Below are 19984 nucleotides of genomic sequence, written 5' to 3'. Positions count from 1 at the left end.
ATTTTCTAATGGAAAAGTTTATAATACTTTCTTCCTATAATATAAGCATTTTTATATCTTCCATTTCTCTAAAATATGTATTGTTTTATTGGTTGCATCCATGTTCACTTGAATACCTATCGGCATAGTGATCATTGGATGGGTATGACAACAATCAAATTCAGCTAGTAAAGGGATTCTTTGATTTTGGAGTACTTCTAAAAGTATTTCGTATGGTTTGCGATTTGTACCACAATCATCAAATTGCTCATGTTTTCCAAGAATAATGCCTGAAACTTTGTCAAATACACCGTTAATTTTTAGGAATGAAAAGCTTCTTTCAATGGTAGCTGCATCTTTTGAGCTATCTTCAATAAATAGAATATCGCCTTCTTGAATACATGGCATATAAGGGCTGCTCCAAATCCCTTGTATTGTATTTAAGTTGCCACCAATAACACGTCCAGTAGCTTGTCCATTTGTTACAGAAATCCAATTATTTGGTCTAAGTTCTTTATCTTTCGTTTTCTCTTCCCAATTAATAAATTCGTCTGACCAAAATAAAGGTTGTTTTATGTTGTAAGGAAGTGCTTGGTCATGCAGTAATGTTTCTGCAAAATATTTGTACGTATCATCTACAAAAGGCTCAAACTCTCCAAAAGAGGGAACGAGTGCCGGACCGTAAAATGTAGGAATTCCTGTTTTTGCATAAATCCCTAGTAATAAAGCTGTTGCATCTGAATAGCCAATCATTATTTTAGGGTTATTTTGAAAAGCGTTATAATCAATATAAGGTAATAGGGAATTAGAATTCATACCGCCAATTGTTGACATGATACAAGATACATTAGGGTTTCTTATTAAAGCATTCAGTTCCTCAGCACGCTCTTGTATACTGCCAGAACGATAATAGTCATATCGCCCTGTTAGCGAACCTTCGAATATATGAAATCCTTTTTGAAGTAAGTAAGATTTTGCACGTTCGAATCTTTTGGGAGAAGTGTAGGTTACTGGTGAAGAAGGTGAGTAAATCCCAATTGTGTCTCCGCATTTTAAAGATTTTGGAAGTATCATTTGTATGAATCCCTTCTATTAAATAGTTTAGCCGCGTGAATTTATTGTTGAATATTCTTATATTTCAGTATCATTGTAACATAAATATATTGAAATATAATTGTTATAGATGAATAAATAGACTTTTTATCTTGACGATATAAAGGGAAAGTTGTTATGGTTGAATGTGAGTGTATAAAAGGTTTGCTAAAGGAGTTTTGAAATGAAGCGGTTAAAATGGGGAAGGATAACGATCCTATTAGTAATTATTTTAGGGATATGTTGGTTCTTATTCCAAGGAACTCAAAAGAGTGTAACAAATGTAGAGGGACAACCTTTACAAGTGGCAGAACTACCTAAAACAGGATTAACTGAAAAAGTAGTGCCACCAAAGTATATACCACCGGAAGTTGATGCAAAAGCAGCTATGATTATTGATGCGAGTAATGGAGATATTATTTATCAACATAATGAAAATGAGGCTTTTGCGCCAGCAAGTATGTCTAAGATGATGACAGCATATCTTCTATTAGAAAATGTACATAATGGGAAAGTTCGCTGGGAAGATCCGGTGAAAATGAGTGCGAAAGCGGCACAAACAGAAGGGGCAAGAATCCCAGTCCAAGTGAATGACACATTGACTGTTAAAGATTTGTTCCATGCATTAATGATTGAATCAGCAAATAATTCGGCTGTAGCTTTAGCAGAACATATGGCGAAAACGGAAAAAGATTTCGTTCAGCTTATGAATGCAAAAGCGAAGCAGTTAAAAATGTCGGATTATGCAAAATTCGCAAATGCATCAGGACTACAGGAGCCCGATGGAAGTGAGACGAAGATGACAGCTGCTGATGTAGCAAACTTGGCGTATCATCTTATAAAAGACTACCCAGAAATATTAGAAGTGACTCACTTACGTCAAAGTCAGTTGGCATTTAATAATATTAATGTTATAAGTACAAATGATATGTTAAACAAAAATAATAAAGCTTTATATATAGAAGGAATAGACGGATTAAAAACAGGATTCACAGATAGCGCAGGGTATTGTTTTACGGGTACAGCAAAACAAGGTGATACTCGTATTATTACAGTTGTAATGGGAACGGAAGATAAAACGAAACGTTTTACAGAGACAAATAAGCTAATGACTTATGCATTTGGCTTAGTTAATTAAGTGAAATACTGAGTTGGATCATCATTATATGAAAGGCGATTTATTGTTACGTATTATCAGTAACAATAAATCGCCTTTTTATTTTTAATAGTAGGAAATAAAAAGGTAAAATATGTGAGTGTTATTATTTGAGTTTAGTATTATTTATTGATAGTATAAAGTTAGAAACTTATTAATGATAAGTTTCGAGGCAGAATATGATGTATACATATGAAAAAGCATCAAATGAAAATTGGAGGGAATTATGATGGCAAAAGATTTTTACTCAGCAATTGAAGACCGAAGATCTATTTATGCGATTAGTAAAGAGCAAGTAGTTTCTGATGAGAAAATTCAAGAAGTGATTTATCATGCTGTAAAACATACACCTTCAGCTTTTAACTCTCAAAGCGCTCGCGTTGTTGTCTTGTTAGGAGAACAACATGATAAGTTATGGGATATTACGAAAGAGACGTTACGAAAAATTGTACCTGAAAATAACTTTGCATCTACTGAAGAAAAAATGAATGCATTTAAAAGTGGTTATGGAACGGTTTTATACTTCGAAGATAATCAAGTAGTGGAAGAGCTACAAGAAAACTTCGCGTTATATAAAGATAATTTTCCAATTTGGTCTCAACAATCCTCAGGAATGTTACAATTTGCAATTTGGACAGCTTTAGAAATCGAAGGATTTGGTGCTACATTGCAGCATTACAATCCACTAATTGATGAAGAAGTGAGAAAAGAATGGGAAGTTCCAGAAAGCTGGAAACTCATTGCGCAAATGCCGTTTGGTAAACCAGTGGTACCTGCAGGGGAAAAAGAATTCCAACCATTAGAAAACCGTGTGAAATTTTATAAATAATATAGAAACGATAAAAGGTGAACAGAAATATAATCTGTTCACCTTTTTTATATGTAATAAGGGTTTTTTTGCTCGGTATTTTTCATCTGATGTTTTAATTCGTTTTTACGTGTTTCAATAGTCGATATTTTTTGTAAGGTGATACATGAAACGAATTGAAAAAAAGCATAGTACAGTTCTATGTTTTTATCTATAGTATTATCTATTATGTTTTTCATAAATATACCCCCTTTTTTAATCCCACTATTTGCGGTTACTAAGACTTCCATCTTAAAATTCAATATCGATCTGTAAAAGTTCGATTGGCTTCCGTGTAGGATAAATAGAACTTGATTAGATTAAAATGCCAATATATATATGATAATATAAATATCCTGGAAATTCCATAGATAGTGAAAAGTAGGTAATGAAATGTGTATTTTCGCCAAATTAGAACACGATTTTTGAAGTTAAATCTTACAAATCGTCAAATCTTTTAAAAATGATAAATAGTATCGAAAATAGTTTTCTAAAAATATTATACTATTGATAAAAAAGGTGTTTTTTGTCATGATAAGAGTATGCTTCATGGGGGGAACTATACTAAGCAATACATTCTTTGCATTGTGTTAGATGAATAGAATTTTTCAAAGTCGATAGAAAAATATTTACTAAGATAATGAATGGTATGTCGAATTTTCAATGAAATACATAAGAAATATGAAAAAAGCATTGCAAAAACAGTAAGTTTAATGGTAAAGTTCACATGAAGTTCACACGGATTTCACTTCATTCATTTAAAATGAACTCTGTGTGAAAAATAAAACTCTTGCTAAAAAATGGAACTTAATGAATATTTTACTTTGATAATATTGTAAAGTATTAAGTTTATAAGTTTTTTAAAAGAGGATAGTAGGGAAAGGAAGTAAAGACAACTTATGAAAAAAGTAATTGCAGGTTTAGCAGCAGCTTCTGTAGTAGGTGTTGCAGTTCCAGGTATGGATTCTGCTCAAGCACAAGTTTCAAACGAAGCGCTAAAAGAAATTAATGGACAAACTCAAACTCAAACGACTGTAACTGAAACAAAAACTGTAGAAACAAAATCTGACTTAAAATACACAGTAACTGCTGATGTATTAAATGTTCGTTCAGGTGCTGGTACAGGACATAGCGTTATTTCTAAAGTAAAACAAGGTCAAGTACTACAAGTAATTGGACAAGAAAACGGTTGGTTCAAAGTAACTGTAAACGGTCAAACTGGTTATGTAAGTGGTGACTTCGTAACAACTGGTGGTAAAACAGGAACTACTGTTCAACAAGGAACTGGTACTTACACAGTAAACGTTTCTTCACTTAACGTACGTACAGGTCCAAGTACATCTCATACAGTATTAGGCTCTGTAAATAAAGGTAAAACAGTACAAGTTGTTAGTGAAGTACAAGATTGGTTTAAAATCAACTTCAATGGTGGAACTGGATATGTAAGCAAAGACTTCGTAACAAAAGGTGGTTCTGCTGTATCTAACCAAGCACAACAACCAACTACAAACAACAATACTACAACAGTTCAAACTGGTGGTTCTTATGTTGTTAACACTGGTGCTCTAAAAGTACGTACAGGCCCAGCTACATACAACGCTGTAATCGGTGGTGTAACAAACGGTACAGTATTAAACGTTACTGGCGCTGAAAATGGTTGGTACAAAATTAACCATAACGGCCGCACAGGTTACGTAAGTGCAGACTTCGTTAAGTTTGTAAAAGGCGGAGTAAACAACGTTACGAATAACGTTCAACAACCAGTTAAAGACGTACAAAAACCAACAACAGGTGGAAATACATCTTCAATCGCTGGATTCGCTAGATCTTTAAATGGTTCACCGTACAGAACTGCTGGTACAACACCTGCTGGTTTTGACTGCAGTGGATTCATTCACTACGTATTAAATCAAACTGGTCATAAAGGCGCTCGTCAAACAGTTGCTGGATACTGGAGCTCTAAAACAAAAACTAGCAATCCACAACCAGGTGATTTAGTATACTTCCAAAACACTTATAAATCAGGTCCTTCTCACATGGGTGTTTACTTAGGAAACGGTCAATTCATTAGTGCAGAAACTGATGCAACTGGCGTACGTATTAGTTCAGTAAGCAACTCTTACTGGAGCAAGCACCTTTTAGGTTACACAAAAGCATACTAAGAAAAAGTAGTTTATATACTTTTCGAATAGAGAAAAGGCTTTCCAGGGAAACTTGGGAAGCCTTTTTATAGTTGAATAAATTGGGAGTATAGTAGTTTTTACTTTAACTTCCCGTTTAAAAATCGATCGTATAAGTCATGGAAATAGTTAGGGCGAAATAAATTTGCTGCATGTCCTGCTAACGGTATTTCTTTATATAAAACGTTAGGAAGAATGGACTTTAAATCAAAAAGACAAGATTTATAGAGATGATCATGTTCACCCATTACCCATAGAATAGGGTGGGGAAGTGATTTTAATTTAGATTTTAAATCGAATTCTAACCGATGTCGTAATGATTGGGCAATAATTGATGAATGTAATTGCAATCCGAAACGGTAATAAATATTTCTTGAAATGACTGCAAATGGGTTTGCTTTTAGTATGCCACTTGGAAAAATGGTATTTGCGTATTGAGAGAGCCATTTAGAGTAATCGTCTCCTCGTTTCTCCCAAAAATTTTGAAATACGCTATATAAAAGAGAAGGATTATTATAATGGCCGCCAATATGACAAATGCTTAATACTTTTTCTGGGTGCAGTTGTGCAAAAATGGTAGAGATATAACAGCCGTAGCTTAAAGCGCAAATATGAGCTTTTTGAATGCCTTCTTTTTCGTATAAATTCAATAATTGATCAACGAGGCGCTGTAATGAAAATTCGATAGCTTCACCTTTATCATCGCCGTGACCTAATAAGTCATACGTAATAATGTTGTAGGAGGTTGAAAATCGTTTATGCTCTTTTTTGAAGGCACGACGATTACCAACTAATCCATGAATAAAAATGATTGTTTCCTTTTCGGAATGTATATTTGTTTGCAAAAAGGATACTCCTTTCAATAACTGGAGATTTATATAGTATTTTAAATTAGTTATTTATAATTCACATAGAATAATATTAAGTACCAGGTAATAATATCAGATGTTTATATCTGTTGTAAAGATGAGTTTTTATGTATATTTTGTAAAAATACAAAATGTGTGTTTACATTCAGTTTACATTTGTATTGTATTCTATTTTTAGAAAGAACAGTTTTGTTTAACACGAGGAGATGAACATGAATGGAAGTTAGAGATGAAATAAAGAAAAAAGGGAATTGGAGGCAGTTTTTACGCCTTATTCAAGATACAAAACCTCCGAAAGGGATTCTTGTTTTTGCGTTATTAATGAGTTTGCTTTCTACGGGAGCAAGTTTATTTATTCCGATGTTAACAAAAGGGTTAGTAGATAATTTTTCACTTTCCTCAATTAGTACAGGACAAATTGTTGGATTAGTTGCATTCTTTATTATGCAAACTATAGCTGCAGGATTGTCTATATATTTATTAAATTATATAGGACAGAAGATTGTAGCTGGACTGAGAGAACGTTTGTGGAAAAAGGTACTTATATTGCCAGTATCTTATTATGATCAAAATAGAACAGGCGATACAATTAGCCGCATGACAAATGATACAGGTGTTGTGAAGACATTAATTTCTGAGCATTTGTCAAACTTACTAACAGGTGGTATTTCAATCGTCGGATCATTAATTGTATTATTTGTTTTAGATTGGAAAATGACACTTTTACTTTTAACGGTTATTCCATTATCAGTACTGATTTTAGTTCCACTAGGAAGAAAAATGTATAAGATTTCAAAAGCGCTTCAAGATGAAACAGCTTCTTTTACAAGTGTGCTAACGCAAGTATTATCAGAAATTCGTTTAGTGAAATCTTCGAACACAGAAAAAAGAGAATATGAAACTGGAAATAAAGGTATCGAGAAGTTATTGCAATTTGGTTTGAAAGAGGGAAAAGTGCAAGCGTTAATTTCACCAGTTATGTCGTTTGTTTTAATGGCACTGCTTGTTATTATCGTAGGATATGGTGGGATGAGAGTTTCTAGCGGTGCATTAACAACTGGGGAACTAGTAGCGTTTATTTTATATTTAGTTCAAATTATAATGCCGATGAGTCAATTATCTATGTTCTTTACACAATTCCAAAAGGCGATTGGTGCAACGGAAAGAATTTATACCATTTTAGAATATGAAGTAGAAGATCATGAAACTGGTGTGAACGTCACAAATGCTAAGCAACCAATCGTTCTTGAAAATGTATATTTCGAGTATAACGAAGAAGAGCAAGTGTTAAAGAATATTGATTTCACGATTGAATCAGGTAAAGTAACAGCGATTGTAGGACCGAGTGGTAGCGGGAAAACGACGTTATTTTCATTATTAGAACGCTTTTATGAGCCGACAACTGGTGCAATCAAATTAGGAGAAGAACCTATTACAGCTTATTCACTACCGTCATGGCGACGTCAAATCGGTTACGTATCACAAGATAGTCCGTTAATCGATGGAACGATTCGTGATAATATTTGTTACGGTGTTGAGGGTGAAGTAACAGATGAAGAAATTGAAAAAGTAGCAGCGATGGCATATGTTGATGCATTTATTCATGACTTACCAAACGGATATGCAACAGAAGTGGGAGAACGGGGGGTAAAACTTTCTGGAGGACAAAGGCAGCGAATTGCGATTGCACGAGCTCTACTTCGAAACCCACAAATTCTTATGTTAGATGAGGCAACTTCAAGTTTAGATAGTAAGTCTGAGTCCGTCGTTCAAAAGGCATTAAATAACTTAATGAAAGGCAGAACAACGTTAGTTATTGCACATAGACTCTCTACTGTTGTAGATGCAGATAAAATTATCTTTATAGAAAAAGGGAATCTTACAGGAAGTGGTACACATGATGAATTATTACGCACACATGACATGTATCGTGAATTTGCAACGCAACAATTGAAAATTAAAGAGGCGGCATTATAAAATGAATAATCAGTGGGGATTGTACTCCACTGATTATTCATTTTTAAAAGTTTTGTTAAGGATGCTAATTAGAAAGGAAATGGTTTCTTTGATACCTAACATTTTAATAGTAGACGATGATCCGCATATTAGAGAACTCGTTTCTGTATTTTTAGAGCGTGAAGGTTTTCAAACATATGAGGCAATTGATGGTCTAGATGCACTTCAAAAAATAAATGAAGTGAAAGTTGATATGGTTATTCTTGATATCATGATGCCGAATATGGATGGATTTGATGTATGTTTCGAATTAAGAAAGTACTATGATATTCCGATTTTGATGTTAACTGCTAAAGGGGAAACGTCTCAAAAAGTAAAAGGATTTCATCTTGGTACGGATGATTATCTTGTAAAACCATTTGATCCGATAGAACTAGTAGTGAGGGTTAAGGCGTTATTGAAACGTTACCAAATTACAGTGTCGCAATCAATTCAAGTTGGAACTGTACTGTTAAATCGTAAAACATTTGAAGTTGCAATTGGAGAACAAACGGTTACGTTACCGTTAAAAGAATTCGAATTGCTCTTTACTTTAGGCTCTAAAGCGGGGAGAACTTGTTCGAGAGAGCAATTAATTGAAGATGTATGGGGATATGATTTTGAAGGGAATGAACGCACACTAGACGTTCATATAAATCGGTTACGTGAGAAGTTTCAAGAAGAGAAGTCGAAATTTAGTATTAAAACAATAAGGGGTTTAGGATATCGCTTAGAGGTAAGTAAATGAGAAAAAGAGAACGAATGAGTAAATTCAAGATGCTGAAAGTAACAGGAGCGATAATAGCACTCTTTTCTTTTCTTACTATTATTTGGTCTACAGCATTTTATGTATCATCTAGTATATTGGATGCCCTTGCAATACATCTATCTCCTTTTGTTACTTACCTCATTAGTGACATACTCAGTTTTATATTTATGATTCTTCTTTGGATATTAATTGCAGTATTAATGAGACCGAAGCGAGAGGCGATGATTTGGACTATTATTGAACCGATACAAAAAATTGCAAAAGGGGACTTCTCGGTAAAAATACGAAATGAAGAGAAATATGATGGGGAAATTGGTGTGCTCGTAAAAAGTATAAACGATATGACAGATGAACTGAATGCGATGGAGAAGATGCGTCAGGAATTTGTTTCGAATGTTTCTCATGAAATACAGTCACCATTAACTTCTATAAAAGGGTTTGCTAGAGCACTACAAGATACTAATCTTCCTGAGGAAAAAAGAAAGCATTATCTTACCATTATTGAAACAGAAACGACGAGATTATCTAAACTAAGTCAAAATTTACTGAAACTCACCCTATTAGAGTCGGAAGAATATACACCAGAAAGAGTTACTTATCGATTAGATCAACAGTTAAAGCAAATTGTGTTAAATAGTGAACCGCTTTGGGCTGAGAAAGAAATTGAATTAGACCTTGATTTAGAAAAAGTGCATATAACTGCTGATCAAGAAAGTATGAGTCAAGTTTGGATTAATTTAATTCATAATAGTATTAAATTTACTCCAAGTAGCGGTACGATTTCAATCAAGTTAAAAGAATATGAGACATTAGTGGAAGTGCGTATTCGCGATTCGGGAATTGGGATATCCGAAGAACAGAAGCAACATATTTTTGAGCGTTTTTATAAAGCGGACTCTTCACGAACTCGTGCTTATGGAGGAAGTGGCTTAGGTTTAGCGATTGTGAAAAAAGTACTCGATCTTCATCAGGGGGAAATAAAAGTTGAGAGTGAGGAAGGGAATGGGACGGAATTTATTGTTTGTATTCCAAATTATGAAGAGAAATAGTGTTAGGAGGGAATCCTTCTAACACTATTTCTCTTTAAAAATACATTTCCCATTACTGCAGCTATACTGATAAGCTTTTCCTTCGCTATTCATACGGTATGAATAATCAGATTCTTTATCTTTTTTAAAGTCAACGTATGCTTCTGCACCGTTTTTATCATCATCTATATCAATGAAATGAACGTGTCGTATAGAATAATCCCTTTTTTCACTTAAACCTCTTTCTTGTAAGTTTGTATGAATCCCTTGTATTAGTTGATCGAACAGTGACCAATTTAAATTAAGATGCTCAAATGATTCAGTATGTCTTCCTAAAATGCCATTGTCTTGTATTATTTTTTTATTATTATCGTATGTATAAGAGTATGTAAAATAAGGTTCGTCTTTATATACGACTTCTGCATAATAGCCGATATTATAAAGGGGAGTATATTTTCCGGCTATACTTTGTATTTCTTTTTGCTTATATCCTTTTATAGTATGGAGATATTCGTTAGTATCTTTTTCTATTACTTTATAATGTAATGGATTACCAAATATAAAGTACATAGCCAAAAATATGCTAAATAGTCCGACTGCAGATAGTGACAAGTACCATTTTTTTCTTTTCATACACAAACACTCTCCTATGTGGAATTTATTTCTATTTTACATGAATTATGGAAAAACATGAGAGTTATAAATAAAAACTTTCTATAGTTACCTACAAGTAACCTACGCACATGAAAGTGCATCATTGCCTTTTTACATAAACATAGATACAATTTTAATATAATACATAACTGAGATGATTAAGGAGTGTTATACTTGGCAGAATTATTACAAGGCAAAAATGCTTTAATTACAGGAGCAGGTAGAGGGATTGGTCGCGCTGTAGCGATCGCATTAGCGAAAGAGGGCGTAAATGTAGGTCTTTTAGCTCGCTCAGAAGAAAACTTAAAAGCTGTAGCGAAAGAAGTAGAAGCAGAAGGCGTAAAAGCTGTTATTGCAACTGCTGATGTTTCTTCATACGAAGAAGTGACTACTGCAATTGAGACATTAAAAAACGGTTTAGGATCTATCGATATTTTAATTAATAACGCTGGTATTTCTAAGTTCGGTAAGTTTTTAGAATTAGACGTTGCTGATTGGGAAAAAATCATTCAAGTAAACTTAATGGGTGTATACTATGCAACTCGTGCAGCTTTACCAAGCATGATTGAACAACAATCTGGTGATATCATTAACATTTCATCTACAGCAGGACAAAAAGGTGCACCTGTAACAAGTGCATATAGTGCTTCTAAATTTGGTGTTCTTGGCTTAACAGAATCGTTAGCGATGGAAGTTCGTAAACATAACATTCGCGTAACTGCTTTAACTCCAAGTACAGTAGCAACTGATATGGCTGTAGATTTAGGACTAACTGATGGAAATCCTGATAAAGTTATGCAAGCAGAAGATATTGCAGAGTTTATCGTAGCGCAGCTGAAATTAAATAAACGTACATTTATTAAATCAGCAGGACTTTGGTCTACTAATCCGTAAGGGATACATGTATAAACAAAAGAAGGGACATCTATTTTGTAATGAAGTAGATGTCCCTTCTTTATTTTTGTATATGAGACAGAATTTTCGGTATAATTGAAAGCGAATAGTAGAAATGCATTGGAAAATTGAAGGGGATGGTATTTACATGAGTACGATTGAGAAATGGACGGCTGTTGATCAATATGTGAGTGACATATTAATACCGAAAGATTCTACATTTTCGTAAAAGAATAACGAAAGGAGATAAATAGAATGAAAAAGATGTTTGAAAAATTATAACTTGTATCGTATATAACGCAGTTAGCTCGTGGACCTCCTATATACATATCACTATATTTTATATAAAAAATTGGAGGTTGTGAGTAGATGAGAACGGAAAAAGAAATGATGGACTTAATTATAAATACAGCAAAAGAGGATGAAAGAATTCGAGCTGTCATCATGAATGGATCACGTGTAAATCCAAATGTGAAAAAAGATTGTTTTCAAGACTATGATGTTATTTACGCTGTTAAAGATATACGCTCTTTTACGTCTAATCATAATTGGATTCATAGATTTGGAGCAATAATGATGGTACAAATGCCGGAAGAAATGTTATTAGTCCCACCAGATAGAGACGGGAAGTTTCCGTATTTAATGCAGTTCATGGATGGAAATCGGATTGATTTAACACTAGCCCCAGTTGAATTAATAAATAATTTCGTTAGACAAGATAGTTTAAGTAAATTACTTCTTGATAAAGATAATTGTATGGAAGGATTCCCGCCAGCAAGCGATAAGGATTACTTAATAAAAAAGCCTACAGAAAAAGAGTTTTTGGATTGCTGTAATGAATTTTGGTGGTGTAGTACGAATGTGGCAAAAGGGTTATGGCGAGAGGAACTTTCTTATGTGAAAGGGATGCTTGATGGCCCAGTGCGAGATATGTTAATTGTAATGCTAGAATGGCATATTGGTATGAAAACAGACTTTATAGTTAATGCAGGGAAGTTTGGAAAGTATTTCGAGAAATATATTGAAAAAGATATGTGGGTGCAATTTAAGAGGACATTTTCTAATGCAGAATATGAAAACATATGGGAATCATTCTTTGTCATGGGTAATTTATTTAGGGAAGTGGCGAACGAAATTGCTAACGCTTATGGATATCCGTACCCGCAAGGTGATGATGACAGAGTGACAAGTTATTTAAAACATGTGAAAGCTTTACCGAAAGATAGTACATCAATTTATTAATAATAGTCAGCAGTAAGACTGTCCAAATGACGGACAGTCTTATTTTTGTTTATGAATAATAATTTCTCTAACAAAGTGCAGATGAATCACATATGAAACTTTAGGGAGGTTTTTATTATGTATTATTTTTATTCACCAGAAGGGTTTGCTCCATATCAATGGGGGCTAGAACGAGATGTTTCGTATGCCTATATGCCATATAACTTATTTTATTACGGAGATTATATAAGAACATTGCTATACACATATATCCCTCAAAGCTATGAAGTACAAATGAAAGCAGATGAACGTGGATCGTGGACACCATTTTCTTGGGTCGAAAAATATGCGTACGCATTTTCAGGACCGTACAATAAAGCGGAAGTCGCACTTACATTTGATGACGGGCCGGATTTAGAATTTACGCCAAAAATATTAGATAAGTTAAAACAACATAATGTAAAAGCTACTTTTTTCTTACTTGGTGAAAACGCAGAAAAGTTTCCGAATGTCGTAAAGCGTATTGCGAATGAAGGGCATGTAATTGGCAATCATACGTATAGTCATCCAAATTTAGCGAAAGTAAATGATGCTGAGTACCGTAATCAAATTATAAAAACAGAAGAAATATTAAATCGTTTAGCTGGGTATGCACCGAAATTTATTCGCCCACCGTATGGTGAAATACTTGAAGATCAATTGAAGTGGGCAACTGAGCAAAATTTTATGATTGTACAGTGGAGTGTTGACACGGTTGATTGGAAAGGTGTAAGTACTGATACAATTACAAATAACGTGTTAGGGAACTCATTTCCTGGTAGTGTCATACTTCAGCATTCAACTCCAGGTGGGCATTTGCAAGGGTCCGTAGAGGCGCTAGACAAAATTATTCCGCAGTTAAAAACGAAAGGGGCGCGTTTTGTAACACTTCCAAGTATGTTCCAGACATCAAAAGAAAGAAAATGAATGTGTTATAAATTGGGGAAAACAGGATTATGTCGTATAATGAAGGTGTAGGTTAGGAGGGGATATAATTGATGTATGCACTAATAAACATAGGAATGAGTATTTTAATAGGTATTATATTTATATTTGCGGCAATTATCCTTCAAAAAAATCCACCGACAGATATTAATGCGGCATATGGTTATCGTACGAAACGATCTATGAAAAATAAAAAATTATGGGATGCAGGTAATAGGTATAGTGCAGACGTGATGAAGCAAAACGGATTCATCATGATGTTTATTGGAAGTGTTAGTAGTGTACTGTTTAGATATCCACATACAATGATAGCGATTATGATAGTTATGCTGTTATTAATCGTTCGTTTATTTATACAAGTAGAGAGTAGATTGAAAATACTTGAACAATAATGAAAAAATAGGACTCCACGCAATATTATGTGGGAGTCCTATTTTATTTACAAACTATTATTTTTTATTAACTCTTTTCCTTTTTCTATAACAAATTCATAGTATGCAAGATCATATGGATAAATATCTTCAAATGTTATCGTTATCGGCTTATTGTTTAAAACAGAAATAGCTGTAAAAGATGAAATCTCTCTTTTTAATAGTTGTAGAAAAGAAGTTGCATGTACTTTCATCACATCGTCTACTTCTTCACCTGGTGCGAATGGAAGTGAATCGATGACATTGTGAAAATACATATGGCAAAATTCGCGATCCGTAAGATTTGAAATTTCATAATCTATTGTAAAGATACCTTTGTATGTTAAATCAGTCGTTTGAAAGGAAAGGCCTAATTCTTCTTCAATTTCACGAAGACCGCCAATTTGTACATCTTCATCATGCATTATATGTCCAGCTGAAGTAATATCCCATATAAGTGGAGCTTCTTTCTTATTTTTAGAGCGTAATTGGAAATATAAAAACATATCTTCAGCATCTTTTTCTACAAACCAACAATGAAATGTTTCGTGCCAATCACCGTCACGATGCACTTCATCACGTAATTTCTTCCCAAGTGTATTTCTTTCAGAATCAAATATCGTTAACCACTCTGTCATTTTAATTCCCCTTTCTGCAAACTTTATTATACAATATTTGTATTGAATTTTGGGAAAATAAAGAAAAGAGAGGTCGGTATTAGTGGGAATAGAGAGTAAGGAAATAAAATCGATTATTTCAACTGAGGTAGAATTACGGAAAATATTAGGGGAACCAAGTGAGCGAGCTTTGAAAAAGGTTATTTCATCATTAGACCACCATTGCGTAGATTTTCTGTCTAAATCTCCTTTTCTAGTACTATCTACTGCAAATAAATTAGGAGAGTGTGACGCTTCGCCGAGAGGAGATGCACCTGGATTTGTATTCGTATTTAATAATAATAAAATTATCATTCCAGAAAGACCAGGCAATCGTCGTATAGACTCTATTTTGAATATTATTTCCAATCCACGTGTAGGATTAATCTTTTTTATCCCAGGCCTTGGGGAGACACTCAGAATAAATGGCCGAGCGTATATAACAAACGACGAAGAAATTTTGCAAGAAATGCAGGCAAATGGACGCAATCCGTTACTTGGAATTGTGGTTGAGGTAGAGGAATGCTATATCCATTGTGCAAAAGCTTTTATTCGTTCAAAAATGTGGGATCCAGAATCTTGGTTAAATAAAAAAGAGTTACCTTCAGCAGCAAAAATGTTGCTGGAGCATGCGAAAGTGAATGCTTCAGAAGAAGATGTTGCACGTTCTTTAGAAGAAAGTTATACAAAAAGATTGTATTAACAAAATTATATTAATATATTTTTCGGTGAGTATATATGTGTTTTAAAATGGGATATTTATATATAAACTGTTAATTTATAAGTAGAGAAAATTACAAATAGGTAAATCAATCTGTAGATGAATAACGCTATTGTAAAATATAATAAAAGAAGTTTTTGAAAATAGTTAGTAAAAATAGGCTTGCTTTTTAAAAAGTTGATAACTATAATAAATTAACAAATAGACATGAACGAAAAAGTAACGATAAGGACACGAAATCATTTTTACGGTTTACAGAGAGGGAAGCCAAGGGTGTGAGCTTCCTAACACGAGAAATGGTTTTACCACCTTTGAACTTCAATAGTGAACGAGCAATCTAGTAATTATTGACGGAATCAGCCGTTATCTGAACTTGAGCAATCTAGAGAGAAGTACGTCTAGATTGGAACAAGGGTGGAACCACGAAAACACATTCGTCCCTTTCTTAGGGATGAGTGTGTTTTTTTATAGTTTAAGAGATTGAAAATTTAAAATAATTTAAAAATAGTATTGATTTTGTTTTTTATGCGAGTATAATGAGTTAACAAATAAACATGAACGAAAAAGTAACGATAAGGACACGAAATCATTTTTACGGTTTACAGAGAGGGAAGTCAAGGGTGTGAGCTTCCTAACACGAGAAATGATTTTACCACCTTTGAACTTCAATAGTGAACGAGCAATCTAGTAATTATTGACGGAATCAGCCGTTATCTGAACTTGAGCAATCTAGGGAGAAATATGTCTAGGTTGGAACAAGGGTGGAACCACGAAAACACATTCGTCCCTTTCCTAGGGATGGGTGTGTTTTTTTATTACTTTGAAAGGAGGTGCAGTAACATGAAACGATTTGTACGTACGGAAATAACCACCACCTGCATGATTAAAAAGCAGAGCAAGGTGATTGGTAAAGATAAATAATAAAATTGTAGGAGGAGATTAGAAGATGAATAACGTTATTCATGTAGGGGTGTTAGGATTAGGTACGGTCGGAAGTGGTGTTGTCCATATTTTGAAAGAACATTATAAAAAAATTGCACTTGATACAGGGCATGAAGTGAAGGTGAAGACAGTCGTTGTACGTGATTTAGAAAAAGAACGTGATGTTTGTATCGATGGAATCGTAGTAACAAGTCATGTTGATGAAGTTCTAAATGATTCAAATATTGATATTGTAGTAGAGGTAATGGGCGGAATTGAAGAAGCGAAGCAGCATATTGTTAAGGCTTTACGAAATAAGAAACATGTCGTGACAGCAAATAAAGATTTAATGGCTGTATACGGTGCAGAGCTTTTGCAACTGGCGAACGATAATGATTGTGATTTATGTTATGAAGCAAGTGTAGCCGGTGGTATTCCAGTGTTAAGAGGACTAACAGACGGATTAGCTTCAGATCAAATTGAAAAAATAATGGGAATCGTAAATGGAACAACAAATTATATGTTAACAAAGATGAGTCAAAAGGGATGGTCGTATGAAGAGGCTTTACAAGAAGCGCAAAAATTAGGTTTCGCAGAATCAGATCCGACAGCGGATGTAGATGGATTAGATGCAGCGAGAAAAGTAGCAATCCTTGCAAATTTAGGTTTTTCGATGAATGTTTCTTTGGATGATGTGCAAGTAAGAGGGATTCGAAAGGTAGAAAAAGAAGATTTACAAATGGCTGAAAAGTTAGGGTTTACTATGAAGTTAATTGGTAAAGCAGAGAAACAGGGATCAGCTATTCATTTAAGTGTAGAACCGACACTTTTACCAAGTCATCATCCATTGTCAAATGTAAATAATGAATTTAATGCAGTGTATGTTCACGGGCAAGCGGTAGGAGAAGTGATGTTTTACGGACCTGGAGCAGGTAAATTGCCGACTGGTTCTGCAGTAGTAAGTGATATTATTTCAATCGTTAAAAATATGAATCAAGTTCCAAAAAATAAAAGTGTGTTAAAAGAACCAGAGCCATACGAATTACAAGGGGATGAAGAAGTCGTTTCGAAATATTTCTTACGTATTTCATTACGAGATGAGCCAGGGATGTTGCAAAAAATAACAGAATGTTTCGTTAATTATTCTGTAAGTTTAAAAGAAGTAATTCAATTACCTTTAAATCGTAAACTTGCAGAAGTCGTTGTTGTGACACATCAAACTTCAAAGTATCAATTCGAACGAGTTTTAGGGGCAATAGAAGATGTCGCAAGTGAAATAAACAGTTACTACATTATTGAGGAGGAAAAACAATATGTATAAAGGGCTATTAAACCAATATGCTTCTTATTTACCGGTAAATGAAAACACACCAGATGTGAGTTTAATGGAAGGAAATACACCCCTTATTCCGTTATTAAACATATCAAAACAATTAGGGATTCAGTTATACGGGAAGTATGAAGGAGCGAATCCGACAGGTTCTTTTAAAGATCGGGGCATGGTAATGGCTGTTGCGAAGGCGAAAGAAGAAGGTTCGGAGGCAATCATTTGTGCATCGACAGGTAATACATCAGCATCGGCTGCCGCATACGCGGCACGCCTTGGAATGAAATGTATTATCGTAATACCGGAAGGAAAGATTGCACATGGAAAATTAGCACAAGCAGTTGCGTATGGAGCTGAAATTATTTCAATAGAAGGAAATTTTGATGATGCATTAAAGGCTGTAAGAAATATCGCTGCGGAAGAGCCGATTACGTTAGTAAACTCAGTGAATCCTTATCGAATTGAAGGGCAAAAAACAGCAGCGTTTGAAATTTGTGATCAGTTGCAACGTGCACCAGATGTTCTAGCGATCCCTGTTGGGAATGCTGGAAATATTACAGCGTACTGGAAAGGTTTCTGTGAATATGAGAAAGAAAAAGGTTATAAAAAGCCAAGAATTCACGGATTTGAAGCGGAAGGAGCAGCTGCAATTGTAAAAGGGCATGTAATTGACGAGCCAGAAACAATTGCAACTGCGATTCGCATCGGTAACCCAGCAAGTTGGTCATATGCGGTAGAGGCTGCTGAGCAATCTCACGGCGAAATAGATATGGTATCAGATGAAGAGATTTTACATGCATATAGATTATTAGCAAAATCGGAAGGGGTTTTCGCTGAGCCAGGATCAAATGCTTCATTAGCTGGTGTAATGAAACATGTTCAATCTGGAAAAATCAAAAAAGGAGAAACAGTTGTTGCAGTTTTAACTGGAAACGGCTTGAAAGATCCTGATATCGCAATCTCTTCTAATACATTAGATATTGCAAGTGTTTCAAATAATATAGAACAAATTAGAGAGCATATTAAAGGGGTGATTATGTCGTGATACCATTAAGTATTCGTGTTCCTGCTAGTACAGCGAATGTTGGACCTGGATTTGATTCAGTAGGAATAGCTTTGTCATTGTATTTACATGTAGTAGTAAAAGAGAAGTCTGATAAATGGCAAGTGATCCATTCCTTTGAAGATTCAATTCCGACAGACGATAAAAATTTAATTGTTAGCACGGCATGTAAAGTATGTCCTTCTTTATCACCCCATATAATAGAAGTTACTAGTAACATCCCGCTAACAAGAGGTCTAGGAAGTAGCGCATCAGCAATTGTAGCTGGGATAGAGCTTGCGAATCAACTAGGCAAATTGAACTTAACGATTGATCAAAAAGTTCAAATTGCTACAAATTTTGAAGGTCATCCTGATAATGTTGCTGCTTCTATATTAGGAGGAACTGTAATCGGGGCACTTGATGGAAAGAATGTATCGGTTGTGAGAATTGAAAGTAAGGAATTAGGCGTAATTTCACTTATTCCAAATGAAGAGCTAAATACAGATGAAAGCCGTTCTGTATTACCAGATGTATTTCCGTTTCATGAAGCTGTTAAGGCTAGTGCAATAAGTAATGTATTAGTAGCTGCTTTATGTCAAAAGAAATGGGAAGTTGTAGGGGAAATGATGGAAAGGGATCATTTTCACGAACCGTATCGTTTAGAGCTTGTACCGTTATTACCATCTATTCGTAAATGTGCAAAAGAATTCGGTGCATACGGTACAGCGCTTAGCGGTGCAGGACCATCTATTTTTATATTAACGCCGTATGAGAAACGTCAAGAAATTGCTGAGCAATTAGCGAGAGTATTTACGTCTATGAAAGTGTGTGAGCTAGAAATTGATCATAGAGGGATTACTGTAAATAAGAAAGAACATATTGGATTATAAAGAGAGCTAGCATCGCTAGCTTTCTTTATGTTGTAAATATTTTTTAAGTTTGCATATAAAAGAAAAATATGAATGTATAATTTAGTAAAGAGTGTATTAATTTGGAGGTGAACGGATCATATGAAGAAAGAGTCACCGGAAGAAAAAAGAGAACGTATAAGGCAAAGTGAATTGAAAAACAATCCTACCGGTTCTTTACATGATGGGCTCAACAGAGCTGAAACGGGTAGTCCAGTTGATATGACGGGTGGTATGAATTGGAAAGGTACAGCGCTAGTAATTTTAGTACTAGTTTTAGCATATATTATATACACTTATTTTTTTAGTTGAAAAATGCATGTTAAAG

General features: G+C 34.4%; 20 protein-coding genes, 1 pseudogene and 2 other annotated features. Of the genes and pseudogenes, 16 read left to right on the top strand and 5 right to left on the bottom strand.

Features of this window, described 5'->3' with window-relative positions:
* Positions 1-51 precede the first annotated feature (51 nt).
* Positions 52-1053, bottom strand: coding sequence for a S66 family peptidase (locus AC0L0O_RS15470; RefSeq protein WP_088356630.1), 1002 nt, complete (start codon positions 1051-1053; stop codon positions 52-54).
* A 202-nt stretch (positions 1054-1255) separates the two neighbouring features.
* On the opposite strand from AC0L0O_RS15470, the gene AC0L0O_RS15465 reads away from it, so the two are divergent.
* Entirely contained in the window at positions 1256-2209 is a 954-nt protein-coding gene (locus AC0L0O_RS15465; RefSeq protein WP_000825875.1) for a D-alanyl-D-alanine carboxypeptidase family protein, read from the top strand.
* 244 nt (positions 2210-2453) lie between these two features.
* Positions 2454-3056: a nitroreductase family protein gene (locus AC0L0O_RS15460; RefSeq protein ID WP_001991648.1), complete on the top strand. Its 603-nt coding sequence runs from the start codon at positions 2454-2456 to the stop codon at positions 3054-3056.
* Between the two features lie 47 nt (positions 3057-3103).
* Here AC0L0O_RS15460 and AC0L0O_RS15455 read toward each other — a convergent pair whose 3' ends face one another.
* The gene (locus tag AC0L0O_RS15455) at positions 3104-3325 is read right to left on the bottom strand and encodes a hypothetical protein (RefSeq protein WP_059380644.1); all 222 of its coding nucleotides are present in this window, start codon (positions 3323-3325) and stop codon (positions 3104-3106) included.
* A 648-nt stretch (positions 3326-3973) separates the two neighbouring features.
* Between AC0L0O_RS15455 and entFM the strand changes: the two genes are divergently transcribed.
* Positions 3974-5236, top strand: coding sequence for an enterotoxin EntFM (entFM, locus tag AC0L0O_RS15450; protein ID WP_473785853.1), 1263 nt, complete (start codon positions 3974-3976; stop codon positions 5234-5236).
* A gap of 98 nt (positions 5237-5334) precedes the next feature.
* On the opposite strand, the gene AC0L0O_RS15445 is transcribed toward entFM, so the two are convergent.
* A complete protein-coding gene (locus AC0L0O_RS15445) occupies positions 5335-6099 on the bottom strand; it encodes an alpha/beta fold hydrolase (RefSeq protein ID WP_001194296.1) in 765 nt (254 codons plus the stop codon).
* A gap of 240 nt (positions 6100-6339) precedes the next feature.
* On the opposite strand from AC0L0O_RS15445, the gene AC0L0O_RS15440 reads away from it, so the two are divergent.
* The 3 genes from AC0L0O_RS15440 (at position 6340) to hitS (ending at position 9936) form a co-directional block, all read left to right on the top strand.
* On the top strand, positions 6340-8100 hold the full coding sequence (locus tag AC0L0O_RS15440) for an ABC transporter ATP-binding protein (protein WP_000453764.1): 1761 nt from the start codon (positions 6340-6342) through the stop codon (positions 8098-8100).
* Between the two features lie 88 nt (positions 8101-8188).
* Positions 8189-8866, top strand: a complete 678-nt coding sequence (hitR, locus tag AC0L0O_RS15435) for an envelope stress response regulator transcription factor HitR (RefSeq protein ID WP_033671621.1) — start codon at positions 8189-8191, stop codon at positions 8864-8866.
* The gene (hitS, locus tag AC0L0O_RS15430) at positions 8863-9936 is read left to right on the top strand and encodes an envelope stress sensor histidine kinase HitS (RefSeq protein ID WP_001231491.1); all 1074 of its coding nucleotides are present in this window, start codon (positions 8863-8865) and stop codon (positions 9934-9936) included. The genes hitR and hitS overlap by 4 nt, the downstream gene beginning before the upstream one ends.
* A gap of 24 nt (positions 9937-9960) precedes the next feature.
* Here hitS and AC0L0O_RS15425 read toward each other — a convergent pair whose 3' ends face one another.
* Positions 9961-10548: a DUF3139 domain-containing protein gene (locus tag AC0L0O_RS15425; RefSeq protein WP_000823559.1), complete on the bottom strand. Its 588-nt coding sequence runs from the start codon at positions 10546-10548 to the stop codon at positions 9961-9963.
* A gap of 195 nt (positions 10549-10743) precedes the next feature.
* Between AC0L0O_RS15425 and AC0L0O_RS15420 the strand changes: the two genes are divergently transcribed.
* The 5 genes and pseudogenes from AC0L0O_RS15420 to AC0L0O_RS15400 all read left to right on the top strand — a co-directional run bounded on the left by AC0L0O_RS15420 (position 10744) and on the right by AC0L0O_RS15400 (position 14060).
* Positions 10744-11463, top strand: coding sequence for a 3-ketoacyl-ACP reductase (locus AC0L0O_RS15420; RefSeq protein WP_000818985.1), 720 nt, complete (start codon positions 10744-10746; stop codon positions 11461-11463).
* 148 nt (positions 11464-11611) lie between these two features.
* Positions 11612-11683: pseudogene (locus AC0L0O_RS15415) on the top strand (methyltransferase); the annotation flags it as partial.
* Positions 11684-11832: 149 nt separating this feature from the next.
* Positions 11833-12705 (top strand): aminoglycoside 6-adenylyltransferase, encoded by an 873-nt coding sequence (locus AC0L0O_RS15410; RefSeq protein ID WP_473785852.1) that lies wholly within the window; start codon positions 11833-11835, stop codon positions 12703-12705.
* A 117-nt stretch (positions 12706-12822) separates the two neighbouring features.
* Complete coding sequence (locus AC0L0O_RS15405) at positions 12823-13650, top strand: peptidoglycan-N-acetylglucosamine deacetylase (RefSeq protein WP_473785851.1); 828 nt, start codon at positions 12823-12825, stop codon at positions 13648-13650.
* 71 nt (positions 13651-13721) lie between these two features.
* The gene (locus AC0L0O_RS15400) at positions 13722-14060 is read left to right on the top strand and encodes an SdpI family protein (protein WP_000271088.1); all 339 of its coding nucleotides are present in this window, start codon (positions 13722-13724) and stop codon (positions 14058-14060) included.
* Between the two features lie 47 nt (positions 14061-14107).
* Here AC0L0O_RS15400 and AC0L0O_RS15395 read toward each other — a convergent pair whose 3' ends face one another.
* Entirely contained in the window at positions 14108-14716 is a 609-nt protein-coding gene (locus AC0L0O_RS15395; protein ID WP_000141374.1) for an NUDIX hydrolase, read from the bottom strand.
* An 82-nt stretch (positions 14717-14798) separates the two neighbouring features.
* Between AC0L0O_RS15395 and AC0L0O_RS15390 the strand changes: the two genes are divergently transcribed.
* From AC0L0O_RS15390 to AC0L0O_RS15370, 5 genes are all read left to right on the top strand, one after another.
* On the top strand, positions 14799-15437 hold the full coding sequence (locus AC0L0O_RS15390) for a pyridoxamine 5'-phosphate oxidase family protein (RefSeq protein ID WP_000510749.1): 639 nt from the start codon (positions 14799-14801) through the stop codon (positions 15435-15437).
* A 231-nt stretch (positions 15438-15668) separates the two neighbouring features.
* Positions 15669-15900 (top strand) — a binding site (T-box leader).
* 115 nt (positions 15901-16015) lie between these two features.
* Positions 16016-16247 (top strand) — a binding site (T-box leader).
* Positions 16248-16401: 154 nt separating this feature from the next.
* Positions 16402-17697, top strand: a complete 1296-nt coding sequence (locus tag AC0L0O_RS15385; RefSeq protein ID WP_473785850.1) for a homoserine dehydrogenase — start codon at positions 16402-16404, stop codon at positions 17695-17697.
* Positions 17690-18748 (top strand): threonine synthase, encoded by a 1059-nt coding sequence (gene thrC / locus AC0L0O_RS15380; RefSeq protein WP_000276451.1) that lies wholly within the window; start codon positions 17690-17692, stop codon positions 18746-18748. The genes AC0L0O_RS15385 and thrC overlap by 8 nt, the downstream gene beginning before the upstream one ends.
* Positions 18745-19638, top strand: a complete 894-nt coding sequence (thrB, locus tag AC0L0O_RS15375) for a homoserine kinase (protein WP_000612669.1) — start codon at positions 18745-18747, stop codon at positions 19636-19638. The genes thrC and thrB overlap by 4 nt, the downstream gene beginning before the upstream one ends.
* A gap of 120 nt (positions 19639-19758) precedes the next feature.
* The gene (locus tag AC0L0O_RS15370; protein ID WP_000712283.1) at positions 19759-19968 is read left to right on the top strand and encodes a DUF6366 family protein; all 210 of its coding nucleotides are present in this window, start codon (positions 19759-19761) and stop codon (positions 19966-19968) included.
* Positions 19969-19984: the final 16 nt, after the last annotated feature.

Source organism: Bacillus sp. GS3m_15504, from assembly GCF_055825275.1.
Note: the sequence above shows the minus strand (reverse complement) of the source record. Positions and strands in the feature narration are given on the sequence as shown.

Excerpts from the sequence above, each read along its gene's own strand:
- AC0L0O_RS15395 (WP_000141374.1), bottom strand. The coding sequence starts at position 14,716 with ATGACAGAGTGGTTAACGATATTTGATTCTGAAAGAAATACACTTGGG.
- AC0L0O_RS15470 (WP_088356630.1), bottom strand. The coding sequence starts at position 1,053 with ATGATACTTCCAAAATCTTTAAAATGCGGAGACACAATTGGGATTTAC.
- AC0L0O_RS15460 (WP_001991648.1), top strand. The coding sequence starts at position 2,454 with ATGATGGCAAAAGATTTTTACTCAGCAATTGAAGACCGAAGATCTATT.
- hitS (WP_001231491.1), top strand. The coding sequence starts at position 8,863 with ATGAGAAAAAGAGAACGAATGAGTAAATTCAAGATGCTGAAAGTAACA.
- AC0L0O_RS15405 (WP_473785851.1), top strand. The coding sequence starts at position 12,823 with ATGTATTATTTTTATTCACCAGAAGGGTTTGCTCCATATCAATGGGGG.
- AC0L0O_RS15385 (WP_473785850.1), top strand. The coding sequence starts at position 16,402 with ATGAATAACGTTATTCATGTAGGGGTGTTAGGATTAGGTACGGTCGGA.
- AC0L0O_RS15370 (WP_000712283.1), top strand. The coding sequence starts at position 19,759 with ATGAAGAAAGAGTCACCGGAAGAAAAAAGAGAACGTATAAGGCAAAGT.
- AC0L0O_RS15425 (WP_000823559.1), bottom strand. The coding sequence starts at position 10,548 with ATGAAAAGAAAAAAATGGTACTTGTCACTATCTGCAGTCGGACTATTT.
- AC0L0O_RS15410 (WP_473785852.1), top strand. The coding sequence starts at position 11,833 with ATGAGAACGGAAAAAGAAATGATGGACTTAATTATAAATACAGCAAAA.
- AC0L0O_RS15465 (WP_000825875.1), top strand. The coding sequence starts at position 1,256 with ATGAAGCGGTTAAAATGGGGAAGGATAACGATCCTATTAGTAATTATT.
- thrC (WP_000276451.1), top strand. The coding sequence starts at position 17,690 with ATGTATAAAGGGCTATTAAACCAATATGCTTCTTATTTACCGGTAAAT.
- AC0L0O_RS15455 (WP_059380644.1), bottom strand. The coding sequence starts at position 3,325 with ATGGAAGTCTTAGTAACCGCAAATAGTGGGATTAAAAAAGGGGGTATA.
- entFM (WP_473785853.1), top strand. The coding sequence starts at position 3,974 with ATGAAAAAAGTAATTGCAGGTTTAGCAGCAGCTTCTGTAGTAGGTGTT.
- AC0L0O_RS15440 (WP_000453764.1), top strand. The coding sequence starts at position 6,340 with ATGGAAGTTAGAGATGAAATAAAGAAAAAAGGGAATTGGAGGCAGTTT.
- AC0L0O_RS15400 (WP_000271088.1), top strand. The coding sequence starts at position 13,722 with ATGTATGCACTAATAAACATAGGAATGAGTATTTTAATAGGTATTATA.